This is a genomic window from uncultured Enorma sp. (assembly GCA_905210055.1).
Classification (GTDB): domain Bacteria; phylum Actinomycetota; class Coriobacteriia; order Coriobacteriales; family Coriobacteriaceae; genus Enorma.
This window is the reverse complement of record CAJLVH010000029.1, coordinates 1-16267: the sequence shown is the minus strand read 5'-3', so window position 1 is coordinate 16267 and position 16267 is coordinate 1. Positions and strand designations below refer to the sequence as shown.

The following is a 16267-nucleotide window of genomic DNA, read 5'->3' as shown; positions in this document are numbered from 1 at the left end:
AGGGGCGCTTTTTGATGCCAATCGCCCCTGCCCAGCCAATAACCCCCGTCCCCAATGGCAGGGCATGTCCCCGTTTCGGCCACAGCTACTCCTCGCGGTCGAATTCCTCGTCTTCGCCGAGCGGACGACCGGAGTAGTTCATATGGCGCGTCACCTGCGCGAGCGGCTCCCCGGCAATGAAACGTGCCGCCGCGTCCTCATATTCACCGAGGGCGCGGTCGAAGAGCTCGGGGAAGCTCTCGCTGCTCACCGCACCGGTGAAGGGGTTCTCCCATGCGAGCTTGCCCATGTTGCCCGCACGCAGCGGCGGTTCTGTCGTCACGCGATGGGCGAGCGCCGCCAAGATCGAGTTCCCGCGCACGGCAGCCTCGGCCTTCCCGATGAGCTGGCACTGCAGCGACCCGGCAGGCTCGACCATACGGTACGCAAGCTTCATGTCCGCGACGGCTCCACCGTACTCCGGTGCGCCCAGCTCGATACCGTATACGCTGAACGCCGCATAGCTCATGAGTGTGCCCGCGACCTTGTTGATGCGTTCGGTGGTGACGAGCTCGCCCTCCGGCGGGTAATCCTCGGTAGTCGCTCCGTTGCGCTTGAGCTGCAGCATCAGCACATCGATATCGCCCTCGATAATCGCGTGGACCTGGTTTGCGGCACTCTGCAGGCTCTCATCCGTCTCCTGCACGCCCCATTGCTGGGCATACACGAACGGATGCGCGGCGCGGTCGAGCGCGTAGTGCGAAAGCAGGCCGAGCACGAAGGCACGCCCCACATGGGCGTCGTGCTGGCGCAGATGCGAGACCCCGTCGCGGAGCACCTCGAACTGCCGAGAGATCCTGCAGCGGTGCAGCGAGCGCGCCAAGTCCATGCATTGGGCGGCGCGCGGAGTCCTCACGCGGAAGAAATAGGGATCCGGCCCCTGGTTTGCCAAGAGGAACGCGAGGCGCTCCTCGTCGGTACCGATGACGCCGGCAGGAAGCCGGTCGATGCTTTCCTCGCCAAACAGATGATGCGTGATCAGGGCGGGCATATGATCCCCTTTCAGGTCGCGTTGTCCGGGTTCATTATGCCCTTGGCGCGCGGTTTCAAAACAACCCGGCGCCTTCCTGTTTTCGATATCATGGCAGTTGCGGTACGATGCTGCAGGTAGCCGCATTTGCTTGAAGGGAACGCAACGTGGCTCGGAACACAGGCGCATCACAATACGACGGGCGGGACGAGCCTCGCGTCGGCACGCCTACGAATCGCGCTCGGTATACCGGAGCCGGACAGCCCACGCTGCGTTCTGCGCGGCTTGCCACCTATCGCAGGCAAGATATCCCGTCCGAATACGACACGCGGGAACAACGGCAAAGGCCGCGCCCGTCTCAGGGCTCGCAGCCGCGGCACCCCGCCCCGCAACAACGCGCGCAGTATCGGCAGGTAGACGCACAGCACCGCCCGCTCAGGCAGCGAAACGGGAGTAGCAGAGCTCACCGGGGCGGCATGCGGCCGACCTCCCGTCCCACGAGAAACCCTGCGTTGAACACCCTCGGCATCATCATCGCCATACCGGTTGCACTCATCTCTGCGCTGGCGAGCGCCATTTCCCGGCTTCTTCATCGTGGGCACAGAGGTACCGGCCACCCGTCTCGCAACAGCCTGGGCCGCGGCCGCCGCTCCCTCGGCTCGATGCGCTACGGCACCCTCGGTTGGTCCTCGGGGCGCACCCAGCCCGCACTCAGAGTTCCCGTGGTCGTGCGCTGCGCGCTTGTGGGCGCGGGCATCCTCACGCTGCTTTCGACCGTATTCTTCGTAGATGGCATCGGCCTCGCAACGGAGGCGGAGGCGTCGCTGCTCAACATCCCGGCGAAGACGGCAGCCCAAATCCCCGCATCCACCCCGCGCGAGGAGTGGGAGCAGGGCAGCCTACCCTATCTCTACCAGACCGATCCCGCCTGGTCCAGCAAGCCCTATGCGGGAGGAACCGTCGAGCGCAATGGATGCGGCCCCACCTGTCTTGCCATGATCTATATCTATCTTACCGGGAACACCGACATGGACGCCGGCGACATGTGCGCCTTCGCAGACGAGCACAACTTCGCCCCTACCGGCGCAACCGAGCACGCGTTCATGACAGACGGCGCGGCGCTCCTCGGGATCACTGGAACCGCCATCAACCCCGGCTCTACCTCCGAGATTGTCTCCGCATTGCGCGCGGGCGAGCCCGTAGTCTGCGTCCTGCGTCCCGGATACTTCACGACGGTCGGCCACTTCATCATCCTGTACGGTATCGACGATTCCGGCGTGGTCAACATGCACGACCCGAATAGCAGCTATCGTTCCGCGCAGAAATGGGATCTGAAATTCGTGCTCTCGCAGGCCAGCGTCTGTTGGATCTTCAGCCTGTAGAGCACAGGTATCGCGCTGCGGGGGCACGTAAAATTACCCGGTAAAATTACCCAGGGGTTTTTTGACATGACATGCCGAACATGCTCTTCGGTAGAGTTATCGAATCATGTCATGTCAAAAACCCCTGGGGTAATTTTACGCCCCCTCCCCCGCAGCGCGAACAACTTAGCCTGCGCTACACATACATGTCGGTAACCAGATACCAGCTGCCGTCGATCTTGACAACGATGATGCCCGTCGAGCTCATGTCGGTCGTTTCGACGTCGCCAGCGCTGTAGCCCATGAAGTCCCGCAGCACCGTTGCGGTCATCGTGCCGCCAAGCTTGTAGCCATCCGTCGCCTCAATCCCATATCGAGCAAGGGAATCGTTCACGGTCGCAAGCTGGTAGCTGGTAAGTTTGTCGCCCACTCTGATATCGACGGTGAAGTCGACGTACTCAGAGATCCTGCCAAGGCTGGCAAAGGCAGAGCCGTATCGTTCGCCGAAACCCTCCGCGTACTCATCGCGGCTGTGGTAGCCCGTGCTTCTGATGGATTCCTCCACCATCGAAGGATGCAAAAGATCGAGCGCATCATTGCCGAATCTCGTGAGCGCAGCCTCATCAAAGTCGCTCTGGAGCAGATCGGTGTATACGGCTCCCAACCTGTTGGCCACGCCCTCAGGGCTGTTCGCGCCGCTACCGCCAAAGATCCCGGTCACGGCGAACGCGATGATCGCCACAGCGACAACCGCTGCCGCCGCAAGCACACCGATCGTCATGCCGCGCGTCACCCGGAAGGGTCTCTTGGCGCCCTGGACGACGACGGGAGTTTGGTTGAAATCCGGCGGCGTCGAAGACTGCGCCGACGGGATGTAGCCGGGCTGCGGCACAGGAGCCGTCGGCTGGGAAACAGGCACAGCCGACATGCCAGCGGGAACCCCGGGAGCCGACTGTTCGGAGGGAGCCGCGGCGACGGCCGACTGCTTCCCCACCGGCTTGCCGCAGGTGCCGCAAAAGGCCGCGCCGTCGGGTAGTTGTGTGCCACAGTAGGGACAGAACATGGGTACCCCTTTCTCGCAACCGCTGCAGCGCCTCACGCCAAACAGGCCATGCATGCTCGCCATACCTCGGCACAGCGGTCGCGAAACCCCTGGCCGTACGTGCTTCTAGTGTAACTACACTTACAGCCGGTTCCCGGTTAATTCTTTGAAAGGGCTTCCAACGCCGCCCACGGAGCCACATGCAAAAACCCGGAAGCCGGCACATCCATCCGACTCCCGGGCTCATCGCTCAAAACGATAGCCAATTCAGTGCGTTAGTACACGCCCTCATACAGGTACCAGCGACCGTCGATCTCTATGGCCGCCATTCCGGTGCTCGTTTCCTGAGACTGCTGCTCGCCGGCGCTGAAGCCATTGTAATCCTCCGTGAGCGTCGCCGTCAGGGTAGCCTCGAGCAAATAGCCGTCGGTCGCCTCGAGGCCATACTGCTCGAGGTAGGTATTCACATTGTAGAGCCGAGAGCCATCGAGCTTGTCGCCGAGCGTGACGTCGATTTCGATGGTCATATAGCTGAGGTCGTCGCTGTAATACGACATCCCATAGTCGTAGTTTTGCCCGAGGGTTTCAGAGAAGTCTTCACGAGAATCGTAGCCCATGCTTTCGAGCTGGCCATCCACCACTTCATCGGGATACAGGTTGAGCATCCCGTTGCCGAAGGACTCGAAAGCATCGCTATCGAAGTCGCTCTGGAGCAGGTCGTTGTACAGACCGCCGAGCTTGTCGGCAACGGCCGTAGCGCTCGACTCGCCCGAGCCGCCGCCGAAGACGCCGGTCACGGCGAGGACGATGGCCACCACGGCGACGACTGCGACTGCGAGGATGCCGATCGTCATGCCACGCGTCACTTGGAACGGCTTCTTGGCGGGCTTGGCATCGAACGGGGTCTGCTGGTTGAAGTCTGGGGGCGTCGCGGGCGGCACGTTTCCCGGCTGGGGTGCCGGCGCGGGCGGCATGCCAGCGGGCTGCGCAGCGGGAGCCGCGTTGCCCGCCGGCTGCTGGCTCAGTGGCTTGCCGCAGTTGCCGCAAAAGGCCGAACCGTCTGGCAGTTGGGTGCCGCAATAAGGACAGAACATGATCTACCTTCCCTTCCCATCCCCGGTCGCCCGGCGGGCGCAACGCAATTCCCGCAACGGCGTGGCCGGCGAAGCATCCGTGCACCGCCGCGCGAGATACCGTGAGATCGCGCAGCGGTGTGCTTTCACTTAACTATAGTTCAAGCCGGTAAGCTGGACGTTAGCAAATCCACTAGCGACGAGCTTGTTTCAGCAGACGCAGAAGCGAGCGCCCGCGCACTGCGACGATGAGCGCGAACGCACCGACCGCGCCCGCGCACACCACCAGAGCCGCCCAGCCGTTATCAACAAGCACGGCATTTTCGTTCACCCCCGCCCGGTACGAGCGATCCCAAACGCCGTCGCCGTCCTCGTCGACCTGGAGCAACGTCTCCCTCGCATATTCCGCCACCGTCTCGATCTGGGTGCGGTTGGTGATCTCGATCCCGTCGAACGTGCGGAAATCCGCGTAGTCGCCCTGCTCGTCCACGAACGCGATGACGTAGTCCATCGTGCCCATGCCCGTGCCTTCGATCTCCACCGTATAGGGCACGCCTTCGCGCAGGCGCAAGATCTTGACGGTTTCTTGCGTCCCATCGCTTGCTGTCTGGCCTTCCACCGCCTCAAACGCAAGCGAGCCGAAGGACGTCAGCGTGCTCGGATTATCTCCCGCCGAAGACAGGGTTTCGCCGTTGTAGCTCACCGTGACCTCGACAGGACACTCGATGCGCACGTACATATACGGCACGCCGCTAATCTCGGTAGCGATCTGCGCGAAGAACGCGCTCAGGCTCTCGGCATCGACCGAGTAATAGCAGCCGTCGCTCGCCATGGCGCGCAGGAGGCTCTCGCCAGCCGGAGCCTGCTCAACGCCCACGGTATAGATCTTGAAGCCGGCTTCCTTCAGCTCGTTCGCCACCGCGATGAGGTCGTCACCTTGGGCGCCGTCCGTCGGCTCGCCGTCCGACATGAGCACGATAATCTTCCGATCCGCCGTGCCCGATTCCAGCTGTGCCCGCGCCGTTTGAAGCGCGAGCTCGATATTGGTGCTCCCGCTCGCATCGAGCGACGCAATCTCGCTCTCGAGGCTCCCCGGCTCCACCGCGAGCGGAACGCGCACGCTCACGTCCTGGTTGTAGGCAACCATGCCAACGCGCACCTGGCTCGAATCCGCGAACGCCGTGTCCACGAAGCCCTGTGCCGCGCTGCGCAGCTGCTCGATGCGGCTTCCGCTCATGCTGCTCGATACGTCGAGCACCAACGAGATGTCTTGCTCCCCCGTGATGACCCGCGTGCGCTCCGCCTGGGCAGACGCCTGATCCACACCGCCGAAATCGGTCTGCAGCTCGCAAGAGCTCTCCCCGCGCGCGAGCACCGACACGACGAACTCCTCGGAGCGTGCGGAGTTCGCGCCGTCGGTCAGCGTCATGCGGTAGACGCCCTCCGCCGGGAAGTCGAGCGGCAGCGGGTCGGTCGACGAGGCGGTGCGCTGCATATCGCCGCTCTGGTTGAGCTCGGCGGCGGTCTGCGAGCCCTTCACATATACCGCTTCAAGCGCCACGGTATACGACCCGTAGGGCTCACCGTTCACGTCGAGCACCGAAAGCGTTGCATCCGGCTCCAGTGTGAGGGCGCGGTCATACCCATAGAGCCCGACATTCACAAATGCCGAGGTCACGCGATCGGCCTGAGCCTGCGTGAGCGTCCCCTGCGAGCAGAACGTCTGCGCCACGTTCTGCATGATGGTCGCGAATTCGTTGAAGGTGCAGTCGGCGGGCATGGTAAAGAACGAGACGAACACGAGCTTCGCCATCTCCTCGGTGCTGAGCGCGTCGCCATCGACCACCGCAGCCTCGGATCCCTCCGCGCACATGAGATACCCCGCATGCCCTATGACCGTCGCATTGTGGTGCTCTTCATAAGGGTCGTCGTCGGATCCCGCCTGCGGGTTGAGGTTCTCGTCCCAGTACCACCTACTATTCACGCTGTCCGGCAGATTGCTCGATTCCGGATCCTCAAGATTTCTGTCCGTACCCTCGATATCCCAGTCATATGAGTTATCGGCGATGCCGTTATCGTTCATATCCGAGATGGCAACGCCAATAAGATCCGAAACCGCCTCGTTGAGCGGCCCCGCCTGCTCGGTCTCATCGCCCGAGAGCGCGCAGGTGGCGCTCACGACAGCGTGCGTGAATTCATGGCCGATCACCATGCGCCCAGGGTACGGCATGCTGCCGCCCGCCGCGAGGAGCGCGTAGTCTCCCGTGGGCACCCACGAGAACGCATTGCTTTCGGGCAAGCCGTAGACCGCGTGGATGGGGCCGCCCGCACCGTCGTAGCTTTCCCAGCCGAGCACCTCGAGATAATAGTCGTACGCGGTCGCTGTGGAGTCCACAAGCGTGTTCGCGCCCGCATTCGACCAATCGCTATCGCTCTCGCTCGTAACGAGGTGATCGCCATACTCGAACGACGTCGACGCAATCGCCTCGCGCGTCCCATCTTCATATTCGATCAGGTATTGGCCGGTCATCGTGTTCACGAGGAGCGTCGCTGAACTATGGCCTTCGATCTCCCATACATACCCGCCGCCCGCCGCGCTGGGCGCAAGGCGAACGCGACCGCCGTCTTCTCCGGTCATAGTGATATGCGCATAGATCTCGGTACGGCCTTCGCCCTCCGCATCATAGGCGGAAATGCCGCGCTCGGAATCCACGAGCGCGAAGCCATCGCCCTGGCGCGACGTGTTGAATCGCACGGTATCGCCGTTCAAGTCCCTGCCCGTCGCCGTATTGCCCGCAACCTCGCGCGCGACGACGCTGCCCGTCTCCGCAGATACGAAGTAGCGGTACGCGCCATCGCCCGTGACGACAAGAATTTGCCATGCGGCGAACGGATCCGTGTCGTAGAGCGAATAGATGGTGAGCCCCTCGGACATCGTCCACTGGACATCGTCGACGCTGGCAATGACCCGCTCCTCAGCCTCTTCCGCTGCGATCGCCGGCTCGGTCTCGATGTCTCCCAGCGCGGCGTAGTTGCTCGTGAGGCCAAGCGCCTCGCCCGAGCCGTCGGCGCTCACCACCACGCTGCGACCGTACACCGTGATGCCCTCGTATTCCTGCGCGAAGCGATAGTAGCTATTGCCCATCACCTCGTTCGAGGCGCACGTCCCCAGCTCTGCATCCGCATCCTCCATGCCGAGCGCCGGCGCGGCATCCTCAACCGCGGCGCGAGCATCATCCTCGGAGCCGATGGTGCGGTCGGTGAACCCGCTTCCCAGCAAGACGAAGTCCGTCTCGGATGGGCTTGCACCGCCACCCGTCGCGCCTCCCCCGCTCGAGCCGCCGGTACCGTCCGTACCCGCGCGACCCGCACCGTTCGCGTCGCCGCTGAACGCCGCAGCGATGCGCGCGGGCAAGCCGGTGATGAGATCGCCGTGACCCGTTGCGAAGAGCGCGCCTATGATTCCACCAATGACGAGCAGAAGCACTGCAAGCGCAATGAGCAGTTTATGTCTCAGCTTCATACTGCGAACCGGGGTTCCACACTGCGGGCACGCGGTGGCTTGCTTATCGAGTGGCGCTTTGCAGTTTTTGCAGCGTTTCATGGGAGCTCATTTCGTTGGGACGGATGGTTCGAGACGACGGAGCGGCGAGGGGTCAACTCGCCTGCGGCGGTGCAGGTGAAGTCGTAACCGTTCCGCGCCGGATAAGGTGCTGCAGCGCGAAGAGCAGCACCGCCTCGACACCGAATACGGGCAGCATCTTCGAGAGCATCGGCCACAGGCGGCTGAACAAGAGGAACAAGCCCTTCGCGACGCCCGACGAGCTGCCGGCGAAGAAAGCCGCGAGCGGATGCGCCAGAGAGGCGTCGTCGAGCGCAGGCACGACGAACAGCATCCCGGCGGCCACGATTACTGCGACGACGAGCGCCCGGACGAACGCGGCAACGACGCGCCCCGGCCTCAGTTGCCTTTGCGCAAGAACGCGCCGCAACAGCCCCATACCCAGACCCCCGATGAGGTAGATGAGCATAAGGGAGGCCGCAGCGTAAACGACCGCGCCGAGGGCCGCCTGCGGCACAGCAAGCACGGAAAGCTCTGCGATTGCTTGGCCGAGCGAGCCGGCGAACGAAACGAACATGATTGCCGCGGAAATGAAGCCGATTCCCGCCGCGATCCAAACACCGAGCGTGACGAGCGACGATGAACCGAGGCGCTCGGAGGCGCGGGCGGGCGTGGTGACGGGGTTGAAAACGCATGTGCGCGTGGTGGGCGCGTGCGAAACCGTTGTGGATGAAGGAGCCTGCTTTGGCACAGCCGCCTGCTCGTCCTGCGCGGCTGTCGAAATCTCGGCTTCGGAACCGCGCGCCTCACGGGCGGGCGCGTCGACCGGCGCCTCGATGCGCTCGCCACAGTACGGGCAGAACGTCGCCCCCTTCTCGAGCTTCTTTCCGCATGCCCGACAATACCGTGCAGCCTCGGCCATAGAAGCACCACCCCCGCGCTTGGCGCAAATCTCAATTCGCATCTATTCAGTTGTACCGCGCGGAGGTTTTGCCCACAAGGCCGCGCCGACAAGCGAAACGAAAACGTTCCATCAACGTCGGGCGCGGAGCCTCGCCCTAAAAGATCTCGCCGATGCCAAGCGCACCATCTTTATCCCACGCGCAGGAAGCGACAGATGCAGGCCGACCCGCTTCCCCTTGAGCGATTCCGCAGGCGCGAAGCGCCGAGGACAAGCGAAAGGGGAAGCGGGTCGGCCGCCAGGAAGATGAAGCTATCCGAAGCCTATGCGTGGATGCGCGTGCCGGAGAGGCCGGACATGGTCTCGGCGGCCCTGTCGAGCGCGCCGATGATGCACACACGGCCGGGGAGGCTGCGCGCGAACTTGATGGCAGCGCGCACCTTCGGCTCCATGGAACCCTTGCCGAACTGGCCTTCGTCGGCCAGACGCTCGGCCTCGTCGGCCGTGATATCGGTGAGGTTCTCCTGGTTAGGCTTACCGAAGTTGATCGCCACGTGCTCGACAGCCGTGAGGAGGAAGAGCACGTCGGCCTTGCAGTCCTCGGCCAAAAGCTCGCCGCCCAGGTCCTTGTCGATAACGGCGGGAACGCCCTTGTAGACGCCGTGATCGGAATAATCGCGCACCACGGGAATGCCGCCGCCACCGCAAGCGATAACGATGAACTCGTTATCGAGCAGGTTCAGGATCGAGGGCTGCTCGACGATCTTCTTGGGCTCGGGGGAGGCCACGACGCGGCGCCAACCACGACCGGAATCCTCGACGAAGATCTTGGAAGGATCCTCCGCCATGATCTCCTTGGCCTGCTCCTCGGTATAGAAGGGGCCGATGGGCTTCGTGGGGTTCTGGAACGCCGGGTCGTCCGGGTCGCACTCGATCTGGGTCACGACAGTCGCGACGTGCCAGCGCTTATAGCGACGGTGCATCTCGCGACCGATCGCCTGCTGCAGGTGATAGCCAATGTAGCCCTGGCTCATGGCACCGCACTCAGGCAGATCCATGGCGGGCGTGTTGATGGCATCGTGAGCGGCGGCGAACGCGTTCTGAATCATGCCGACCTGCGGGCCGTTACCATGGGTGATGATGATCTCGTTGCCCTGCTCGATGAGGCCGATGAGCGCTTTGGCCGTGTTGTTGGCGCGCTCGATCTGCTCTTCCGGCGTATCGCCCAAAGCATTGCCGCCCAGAGCGACGACGACGCGATTGGGCACTTCAAGGGTCTTGGGCATGGCTGTTCCTTTCTCGAAGCGATTACACGCAACATGCATCCCTCACGCGGCGTCGCGCGAGTAGGCTAGCTATTATATTCTCAAATGAGACGAATTCATTCATTTCCGGCGGCAGATTTCGTCGCGAACCGGCCGAGCGGTCGATAATCGCCGCCCAACGCGATGCCCTATGGACGTTTCTTTAAGCGCACGTTATCGCGCTAAAGCAAGGTGGTTGACGCGAACGCACGGCACGTGTTCGCTCATACGCATCGCAACGCCATAAAGCGCATTTTTATGCATATTCATCCGGTTGCTAGTACGGCGTCTGCCACCTGTCCCCACCTGCCGGGGCACGCGAGGTATGCAGAGTGGCAGGGCGCGACGACCCGTCCGCACCGTACATGCGAGCCATCACCGAGGCGGGATACGCACTCATATGCGCCAACTATCCGCTCTGCCCCAAGGGCACCCCGCCCCGCATGGTCGTGCGGCGTTCGATGCACGGCGCGGCACTATCGCGAATCGCATCGCCGCCGATAACATCGCAGCGCTGCCCCCGCCCTTCATCACGGCGGGCACGGGCGACGAGGACGTGCAGCCGCGCTCCGCCAAGGCGCTCGCGCGCACCACGCCACGCGCCACCATGAAGACGTTCTACTACCTGCCGCGCGATTTCGCCCGCGATATAGGCGATTTCACCAGGATGCAGGCATACCACGCGAACATCGCACCGATGGAGGCGCGGGGGCTAGGATGCCGGCGCCATGCTGGCAACACGAAGCGCTATACGTGCATGCCCACGCCGGGGATGCGGAACTCCGTGAGGCGGCGCTCGTAGCAAGCACGCGACTCCTTCTCATACGCCGGTCGGCAGCTGTCTCCGGTAGCCTGCTTGAGGAGCCACGCGGTCAAATCGGGGTTGAGCGGGAGCACCGGCCCGAGCATCCAGGTCGCGATGAGGTTGTTCTTGCGAAAACCCTCGAGCTTCGTATGCTCGTTCAAGCCGAACCCGATCTCGTTCTCGCAGAAACAGCACCCCGCGTTGTCACCCTCCATCTGAGTGAACTGAACCTTGTAGCCGACCACCTCGAACGGCTTCATCCCATCACCGGGATCGAACACCCCCAGGTTCACATCGCGGAACCGCTGGGGCTCGCACCGCCTGGTCACCATATCGAGAATGCCCAGAGCCTCGACGGCCGAGCCGTCGGGGTTCACGATTTCTTTGCCCAAAACCTCGCCGGCTGTACCCGAGAAGAACATGGGAACGCCCGCCTCGACCAGCTCTGCCAGGCGATTGCGATACGGCATGAGCGCCTTGATGACGTTTTCCTGCTGCATCTCGGGCATGCTCGACATCACGATTAGCGAGGGAACACCATGTGCGAAGTACGGCTCGTCTCCGTACCGCGTTTCAATGAACGTTGCATCGGGCAGGCTCTGCCGCAAGATCATCGCGTTGCCGTTATCTCCGCCTTGGTTTCCGTACTCGGGGTACAGCAGCTCGATGACGACATCAGGCGCACCTTCGCAGGCATCCGACTCGGCGTGGTCAGGCTCAGTCGCCGCGCAACCTGCCGTACCCCTCACGGCCTCGGCCGCCGCGTCTGCCGCCACCCGATCCGCGGACGCGGAGAGCTCCGCCCCCTGCGCCTTCTCAACGAGCTTATCGGCGACGCCGTGCGCAATCTCCACCGTGGTCGTACCATGGGCGAAGAAAACGCCGTCGACCTCGTCGAAATCCACCAGATCGACGATCTCCATAGGATTGTCGACTATGCTGATGATTGATGGGTCGATTCCCGCCATGCGCATGCGGAGCAGGATATCGTCTGCGGTGCAACCGTATACGAACAGGTGCCTGATGCACGGATCTTTGAAATACTCGAAGTCCGCCTGCCAGTACCATCCGATGTACTCGGTATCCTCGGGAACCTCCGCCATATGGTTGTCCGAAATCATGATGACGACGTCCTTGGCACCCGGCTCTTTGCGAATGGCGTCGAACGCAACCGAGTTGGCAGTCGCGTTCTCGCCCTTGGACGCGATGGTGACGATTCGTTTCCCAGCCACTTCACGTTCCACGAAGCGCTGCTCCGGAAGGCTCAGGCGCTCTAGCGAGCACGCGATTTGCTGCGGGGTCAGACCGAACTCGCGCGCCGCGACCACAACGCACAGCAGGTTGTAGATGTTCGCCACCGAGTAGGCTCCGAAATGGTATTCGTATTCAGGCGCATCGGGGCGGCAGCGCTCCGAAACCGTGAAGGTGTGGGCGTCGCGATCGATGCGGGTGACAAGATAGTCGGGTTCCGGATTGGTGAGCCCGCAGGCCGTGCAGTGGGCGCGCCCGAGGTGCCGCAGATGGCACCAGTCATACTCCAGCGCACCTCCACAATCCGGGCAAGCCGTGAGGTCGCAGACGATTCCCTGCGGCCCGTCGGTGTCATCCGGCAGCTGCGCGATGGAGTAGTAGACCTTGTCGGCGGCCTGGGGCGCGATGCGGCAGCTGATGAGGTCATCGGCGTTGAGCACGACCTTGCTCCCAGCCGGCGTGAGCGTCGACATGATGTCGAAGATGTATGCCGGATCCGCGCTGCGCGTGAACGTATCCCCGTATAAATTGGTGACGAGCGAGATTTCCGGCTCGACATATGGCATGACCGTACGATACGAGACCTCATCGAGCTCCATGATGGCAACCGGTATGCGCTGGAGCCCGGTAAGCGTGGCATTCTTCAGAAAAGCCGTCTCGATACCGTTCACGATGTTCGCGCCGGAACGGTTCGAGATATGCGCGACGCCGTTGTCGGCCAGCACGTCCGAAAGCAGGTTCGTCGTGGTCGTCTTGCCGTTCGTACCGGAGATGAACACGACCCGCGCGGGTTTCGGAATATGGTCGAGGATCTTCGGGTCGATGGCGTGCGCGACGACGCCCGGTAGGTGCTCGCCCGTGCGCCCCGCGAGCTTCAGCGCGAACGACGTCACCTTAGCGGCCGCGATGGCCAGATGGAACCGCAGAGATACCCTCATCTGCTACCCCTTTCATCGGTGTCACATGCATACGAAAACGGCGAGACGACCGTCGGGAACCGATAACCGTTCCGCCGAAAGCACGTAGATGCACGGTTGTGGCATGCGGAGGCAGGGCAGAATCGCCGGGGTCTCACCGCCAACATGTCGAAATGGAATCGCTTACCCATGACCTTCCCTAACCCGATACGGCCGCACGGCCATCGCTCCGCGATTGGCGCGAAGGCGTTACGCCTACCACGCCTCACGTCCGCGAAGCGCGCGCAGACCGATGTCGCGGCGAAGCGTCTTGCCCTCAAAGTCGATCTTCTCACACGCCTCGTAGGCGAGGTCGCGCGCGGCCTCGAAGGTATCGCCCAGCGCCGTCACCGCCAGCACACGGCCTCCGCTTGTCACGAGCTCGCCGTCCTCGCGCACCGCCGTGCCAGCATGGTAGACCGTCACGTCCTCCATGGCCTCGGCATCCTCAATGCCAGTGATGACCTTACCCTTCTCGTATGATCCGGGGTAGCCGGCACTCGTGAGCACCACAGCGACCGCCCATTCGTCGCGCCATGCGAGCTCGACTTCGTCAAGACGCCGCTCTGCGCAGGCAAGCATGACCTCCACGAGGTCGTTCTTCAAACGCGGCAAGATCACCTGCGTCTCGGGATCGCCGAAACGGGCATTGAACTCGAGCACCTTGGGACCGTCGTTGATGAGCATGAAGCCGCCATAGAGGCAGCCGCGGTAGTCGATGCCCTCGGCAGCGAGCTCTGCCACCGTATTGAGCATGACCTGCTTCATGGCCGAGAGCTCGTCCTCGGTCACGATGGGCACCGGGCTGTACACGCCCATGCCGCCCGTGTTCGGCCCCTTGTCGCCCTCGAGGGCGCGCTTGTGGTCTTGCGCCGTCGCCATGGGCAGCACGGTCTTGCCATCGGTGAACGCCAGGAGGGAGCACTCCGGACCCGTGAGGCATTCCTCCACGACAACCGTTGAGCCCGCCGCGCCGAACGCGCCCTGGAAGCACTCGCGCACGGCATCTTCGGCCTCTTCGAGCGTCGCGGCCACGATCACGCCCTTGCCCGCCGCGAGGCCGTCGGCCTTCACAACGATCGGTGCTCCCTGCTCGCGCACGTAGGCGAGCGCCGAGGCCTCATCAGTGAAGGAGCCGTACGCCGCCGTGGGAATCCCCGCGCGTGCCATGAGTTCCTTGGAGAACTTCTTCGAACCCTCCATCTGCGCGCCCTCAGCACCCGGGCCGAAGCACGAGATGCCCGCCGCGCGCACCGCATCGGCTACACCGGCCACGAGCGGCGCCTCGGGGCCGATCACCACGAGCCCCACACCCGTCTCGCGGGCGAAATCGGCAACAGCCTCCGGATCATCCTCGGCGAGCGCGACGTTCTCGCCCACCTGGACCGTTCCGCCGTTGCCCGGCGCGATGTAGAGCGTGCCGCACAAGGGAGACGCGGCCAACTTCGCGGCGAGCGCGTGCTCACGGCCGCCGCTCCCCAGCAGCAGGATGTCGATGGTCTTGTTGTCTGTGCTCATAGCGCGCTCCTTATCTCACGCGAAACCAGGGCGATAATCTGGCGCCGCTTCTCAAAGATCGTCTCGGCGCCCGTCCCGCTTGCCATGACATTGGGGACTGTCCCCAATATCAGAAATCGGGGGTGAGGTACTCGGCGATGTTGTCGAGCTCGGGGTTGTGGAACTCCTCCGGATAGGTGAACAGGCCGACGGCATGAAGACCGACGTGCGTCGCAATCGTGGGGCCGATCGTCGCAACCGTGAGAAAGCGCACCTGCGCGTCGACCTTCTCGATTGCGTGCTCCATGTGGTCGAGTGCCTCATACGCCTTGGTATGCAGCTTGTAGTAAACCGAAGGACCCACCTCGCGCGTGCGCTCGGCCATGAGCTTCACGATGTAGCTCACGGCGTTCTTCATACCCTTCGCCTTGTGCAGCACCTCGATGCCGCCGGCCTCGGTGAGCGTCACGACGATCTTAAGGTTGAGCACGGAGGTCGCGAGTCCCTGGAACTTGCTCGCGCGCCCGCCCTTGACCAGGTTGGTGAGCGAATCGGGAATGAAGTAGATCCTATGCGTGCGGCGAATGTTCTCCACGCGTTCGATCGCCTCGTCGATCGTCCCGCCCGCAGCGGCGATGCAAGCGGCCTCGAGCACCATAGCGCCCTCGCCAACCGTCGCGGAACACGAATCAATCGCCTCGATGCGGATGCCGCGCGCCTCCGAGATGGCCGCCGCCACCGTGCGTGCGCACTCGTACGTACCGGAGAGGGCGGCGGAAAGGTGGATGGAGAGGATGGCGGCATAGCCCTCGTCGGCGAGCTTGTTGTACACGTCGATGAAGTCCGCAGGCGCGGGCTGCGAGGTAATCGGCAGCTCGTCAACGCCTTCGAGCCTGTTCAAGAACTCGCCGATCTCGATGTCGACGCCGTCGGAGTACTCCGTCGAGCCGAACGTCACATGAAGCGGCACGACACGCAGGTCGTACTTCTCCACCAAAGGCGCGGGGATATCGGCGGCGCTATCCAACACGATAGCGAACTTGTTCATACATCACTCCTTGCCAGCGAGTATCGAGCGTCGTCGCGTGTCCGAGTCGGGACGCGCCTAGCGCCAGGAACGGTTGATGGTCTGCTCGCGATCCGGCCCGACCGAGACGAACGCGATGGGCGTATGTGCGAGCTCCTCGAGGCGCAGCACGTAGTCCTGAGCGTTCTTCGGCAGCTCCTCGAAGCTGCGGCAGCCGGAGATATCGCACTTCCAGCCGGGTAGTTCCTCGTACACGGGCACCGCGTGAGCGAACACGCTCTCGTGCTCGGGCACGGAGGTGTAGCGCACGCCGTCGCAGTCGTAGGCGACGCACACGGGGATGGTGTCGAAGGCGGACAGCACGTCGAGCTTGGTGAGCGCGATGTGCGTGAGACCGTTCACGCGGGCAGAGAAGTTGGCGATGGGGCCGATGTTGTCAAAACGGTCCTGTTCTTCTTCGATATAGAATCGGTCCTCCT

At 63.2% G+C, this 16267-nt stretch carries 12 protein-coding genes; 2 read left to right on the top strand and 10 right to left on the bottom strand.

From position 1 onward, the window contains the following. Positions 1-85: 85 nt before the first annotated feature. A complete protein-coding gene (locus QZ079_RS03500; RefSeq protein ID WP_297035173.1) occupies positions 86-1030 on the bottom strand; it encodes a zinc dependent phospholipase C family protein in 945 nt (314 codons plus the stop codon). A 491-nt stretch (positions 1031-1521) separates the two neighbouring features. Between QZ079_RS03500 and QZ079_RS03495 the strand changes: the two genes are divergently transcribed. Then, complete coding sequence (locus QZ079_RS03495) at positions 1522-2391, top strand: C39 family peptidase (RefSeq protein ID WP_297035170.1); 870 nt, start codon at positions 1522-1524, stop codon at positions 2389-2391. Positions 2392-2566: 175 nt separating this feature from the next. Here QZ079_RS03495 and QZ079_RS03490 read toward each other — a convergent pair whose 3' ends face one another. From QZ079_RS03490 to arcC, 5 genes are all read right to left on the bottom strand, one after another. Continuing rightward, on the bottom strand, positions 2567-3433 hold the full coding sequence (locus QZ079_RS03490; protein ID WP_297035168.1) for a zinc-ribbon domain-containing protein: 867 nt from the start codon (positions 3431-3433) through the stop codon (positions 2567-2569). 254 nt (positions 3434-3687) lie between these two features. Then, the gene (locus QZ079_RS03485) at positions 3688-4506 is read right to left on the bottom strand and encodes a zinc ribbon domain-containing protein (protein ID WP_297035165.1); all 819 of its coding nucleotides are present in this window, start codon (positions 4504-4506) and stop codon (positions 3688-3690) included. Between the two features lie 172 nt (positions 4507-4678). Then, the gene (locus QZ079_RS03480; RefSeq protein ID WP_297035161.1) at positions 4679-8008 is read right to left on the bottom strand and encodes a VWA domain-containing protein; all 3330 of its coding nucleotides are present in this window, start codon (positions 8006-8008) and stop codon (positions 4679-4681) included. Positions 8009-8141: 133 nt separating this feature from the next. Further along, complete coding sequence (locus tag QZ079_RS03475) at positions 8142-8969, bottom strand: zinc ribbon domain-containing protein (RefSeq protein ID WP_297035157.1); 828 nt, start codon at positions 8967-8969, stop codon at positions 8142-8144. Positions 8970-9271: 302 nt separating this feature from the next. Further along, the gene (arcC, locus tag QZ079_RS03470) at positions 9272-10234 is read right to left on the bottom strand and encodes a carbamate kinase (RefSeq protein WP_297035154.1); all 963 of its coding nucleotides are present in this window, start codon (positions 10232-10234) and stop codon (positions 9272-9274) included. 418 nt (positions 10235-10652) lie between these two features. Between arcC and QZ079_RS03465 the strand changes: the two genes are divergently transcribed. Continuing rightward, positions 10653-11054 (top strand): hypothetical protein, encoded by a 402-nt coding sequence (locus tag QZ079_RS03465; protein WP_297035151.1) that lies wholly within the window; start codon positions 10653-10655, stop codon positions 11052-11054. On the opposite strand, the gene QZ079_RS03460 is transcribed toward QZ079_RS03465, so the two are convergent. The 4 genes from QZ079_RS03460 to QZ079_RS03445 all read right to left on the bottom strand — a co-directional run. Further along, positions 11000-13246, bottom strand: a complete 2247-nt coding sequence (locus QZ079_RS03460) for a MurT ligase domain-containing protein (RefSeq protein WP_297035148.1) — start codon at positions 13244-13246, stop codon at positions 11000-11002. The genes QZ079_RS03465 and QZ079_RS03460 overlap by 55 nt on opposite strands. Positions 13247-13480: 234 nt before the next feature. After that, positions 13481-14782: a phosphoribosylamine--glycine ligase gene (purD, locus tag QZ079_RS03455; RefSeq protein ID WP_297035145.1), complete on the bottom strand. Its 1302-nt coding sequence runs from the start codon at positions 14780-14782 to the stop codon at positions 13481-13483. Positions 14783-14891: 109 nt separating this feature from the next. Continuing rightward, positions 14892-15809, bottom strand: coding sequence for a DegV family protein (locus QZ079_RS03450; protein WP_291288794.1), 918 nt, complete (start codon positions 15807-15809; stop codon positions 14892-14894). Between the two features lie 57 nt (positions 15810-15866). Then, on the bottom strand, positions 15867-16267 hold a 401-nt coding region (locus QZ079_RS03445), incomplete at its 5' end, for an adenylosuccinate synthetase (protein WP_297035141.1).

Excerpts from the sequence above, each read along its gene's own strand:
- QZ079_RS03500 (WP_297035173.1), bottom strand. The coding sequence starts at position 1,030 with ATGCCCGCCCTGATCACGCATCATCTGTTTGGCGAGGAAAGCATCGAC.
- QZ079_RS03490 (WP_297035168.1), bottom strand. The coding sequence starts at position 3,433 with ATGTTCTGTCCCTACTGTGGCACACAACTACCCGACGGCGCGGCCTTT.
- QZ079_RS03485 (WP_297035165.1), bottom strand. The coding sequence starts at position 4,506 with ATGTTCTGTCCTTATTGCGGCACCCAACTGCCAGACGGTTCGGCCTTT.
- QZ079_RS03480 (WP_297035161.1), bottom strand. The coding sequence starts at position 8,008 with ATGAAGCTGAGACATAAACTGCTCATTGCGCTTGCAGTGCTTCTGCTC.
- QZ079_RS03475 (WP_297035157.1), bottom strand. The coding sequence starts at position 8,969 with ATGGCCGAGGCTGCACGGTATTGTCGGGCATGCGGAAAGAAGCTCGAG.
- arcC (WP_297035154.1), bottom strand. The coding sequence starts at position 10,234 with ATGCCCAAGACCCTTGAAGTGCCCAATCGCGTCGTCGTCGCTCTGGGC.
- QZ079_RS03465 (WP_297035151.1), top strand. The coding sequence starts at position 10,653 with ATGCGCCAACTATCCGCTCTGCCCCAAGGGCACCCCGCCCCGCATGGT.
- QZ079_RS03460 (WP_297035148.1), bottom strand. The coding sequence starts at position 13,246 with ATGAGGGTATCTCTGCGGTTCCATCTGGCCATCGCGGCCGCTAAGGTG.
- purD (WP_297035145.1), bottom strand. The coding sequence starts at position 14,782 with ATGAGCACAGACAACAAGACCATCGACATCCTGCTGCTGGGGAGCGGC.
- QZ079_RS03450 (WP_291288794.1), bottom strand. The coding sequence starts at position 15,809 with ATGAACAAGTTCGCTATCGTGTTGGATAGCGCCGCCGATATCCCCGCG.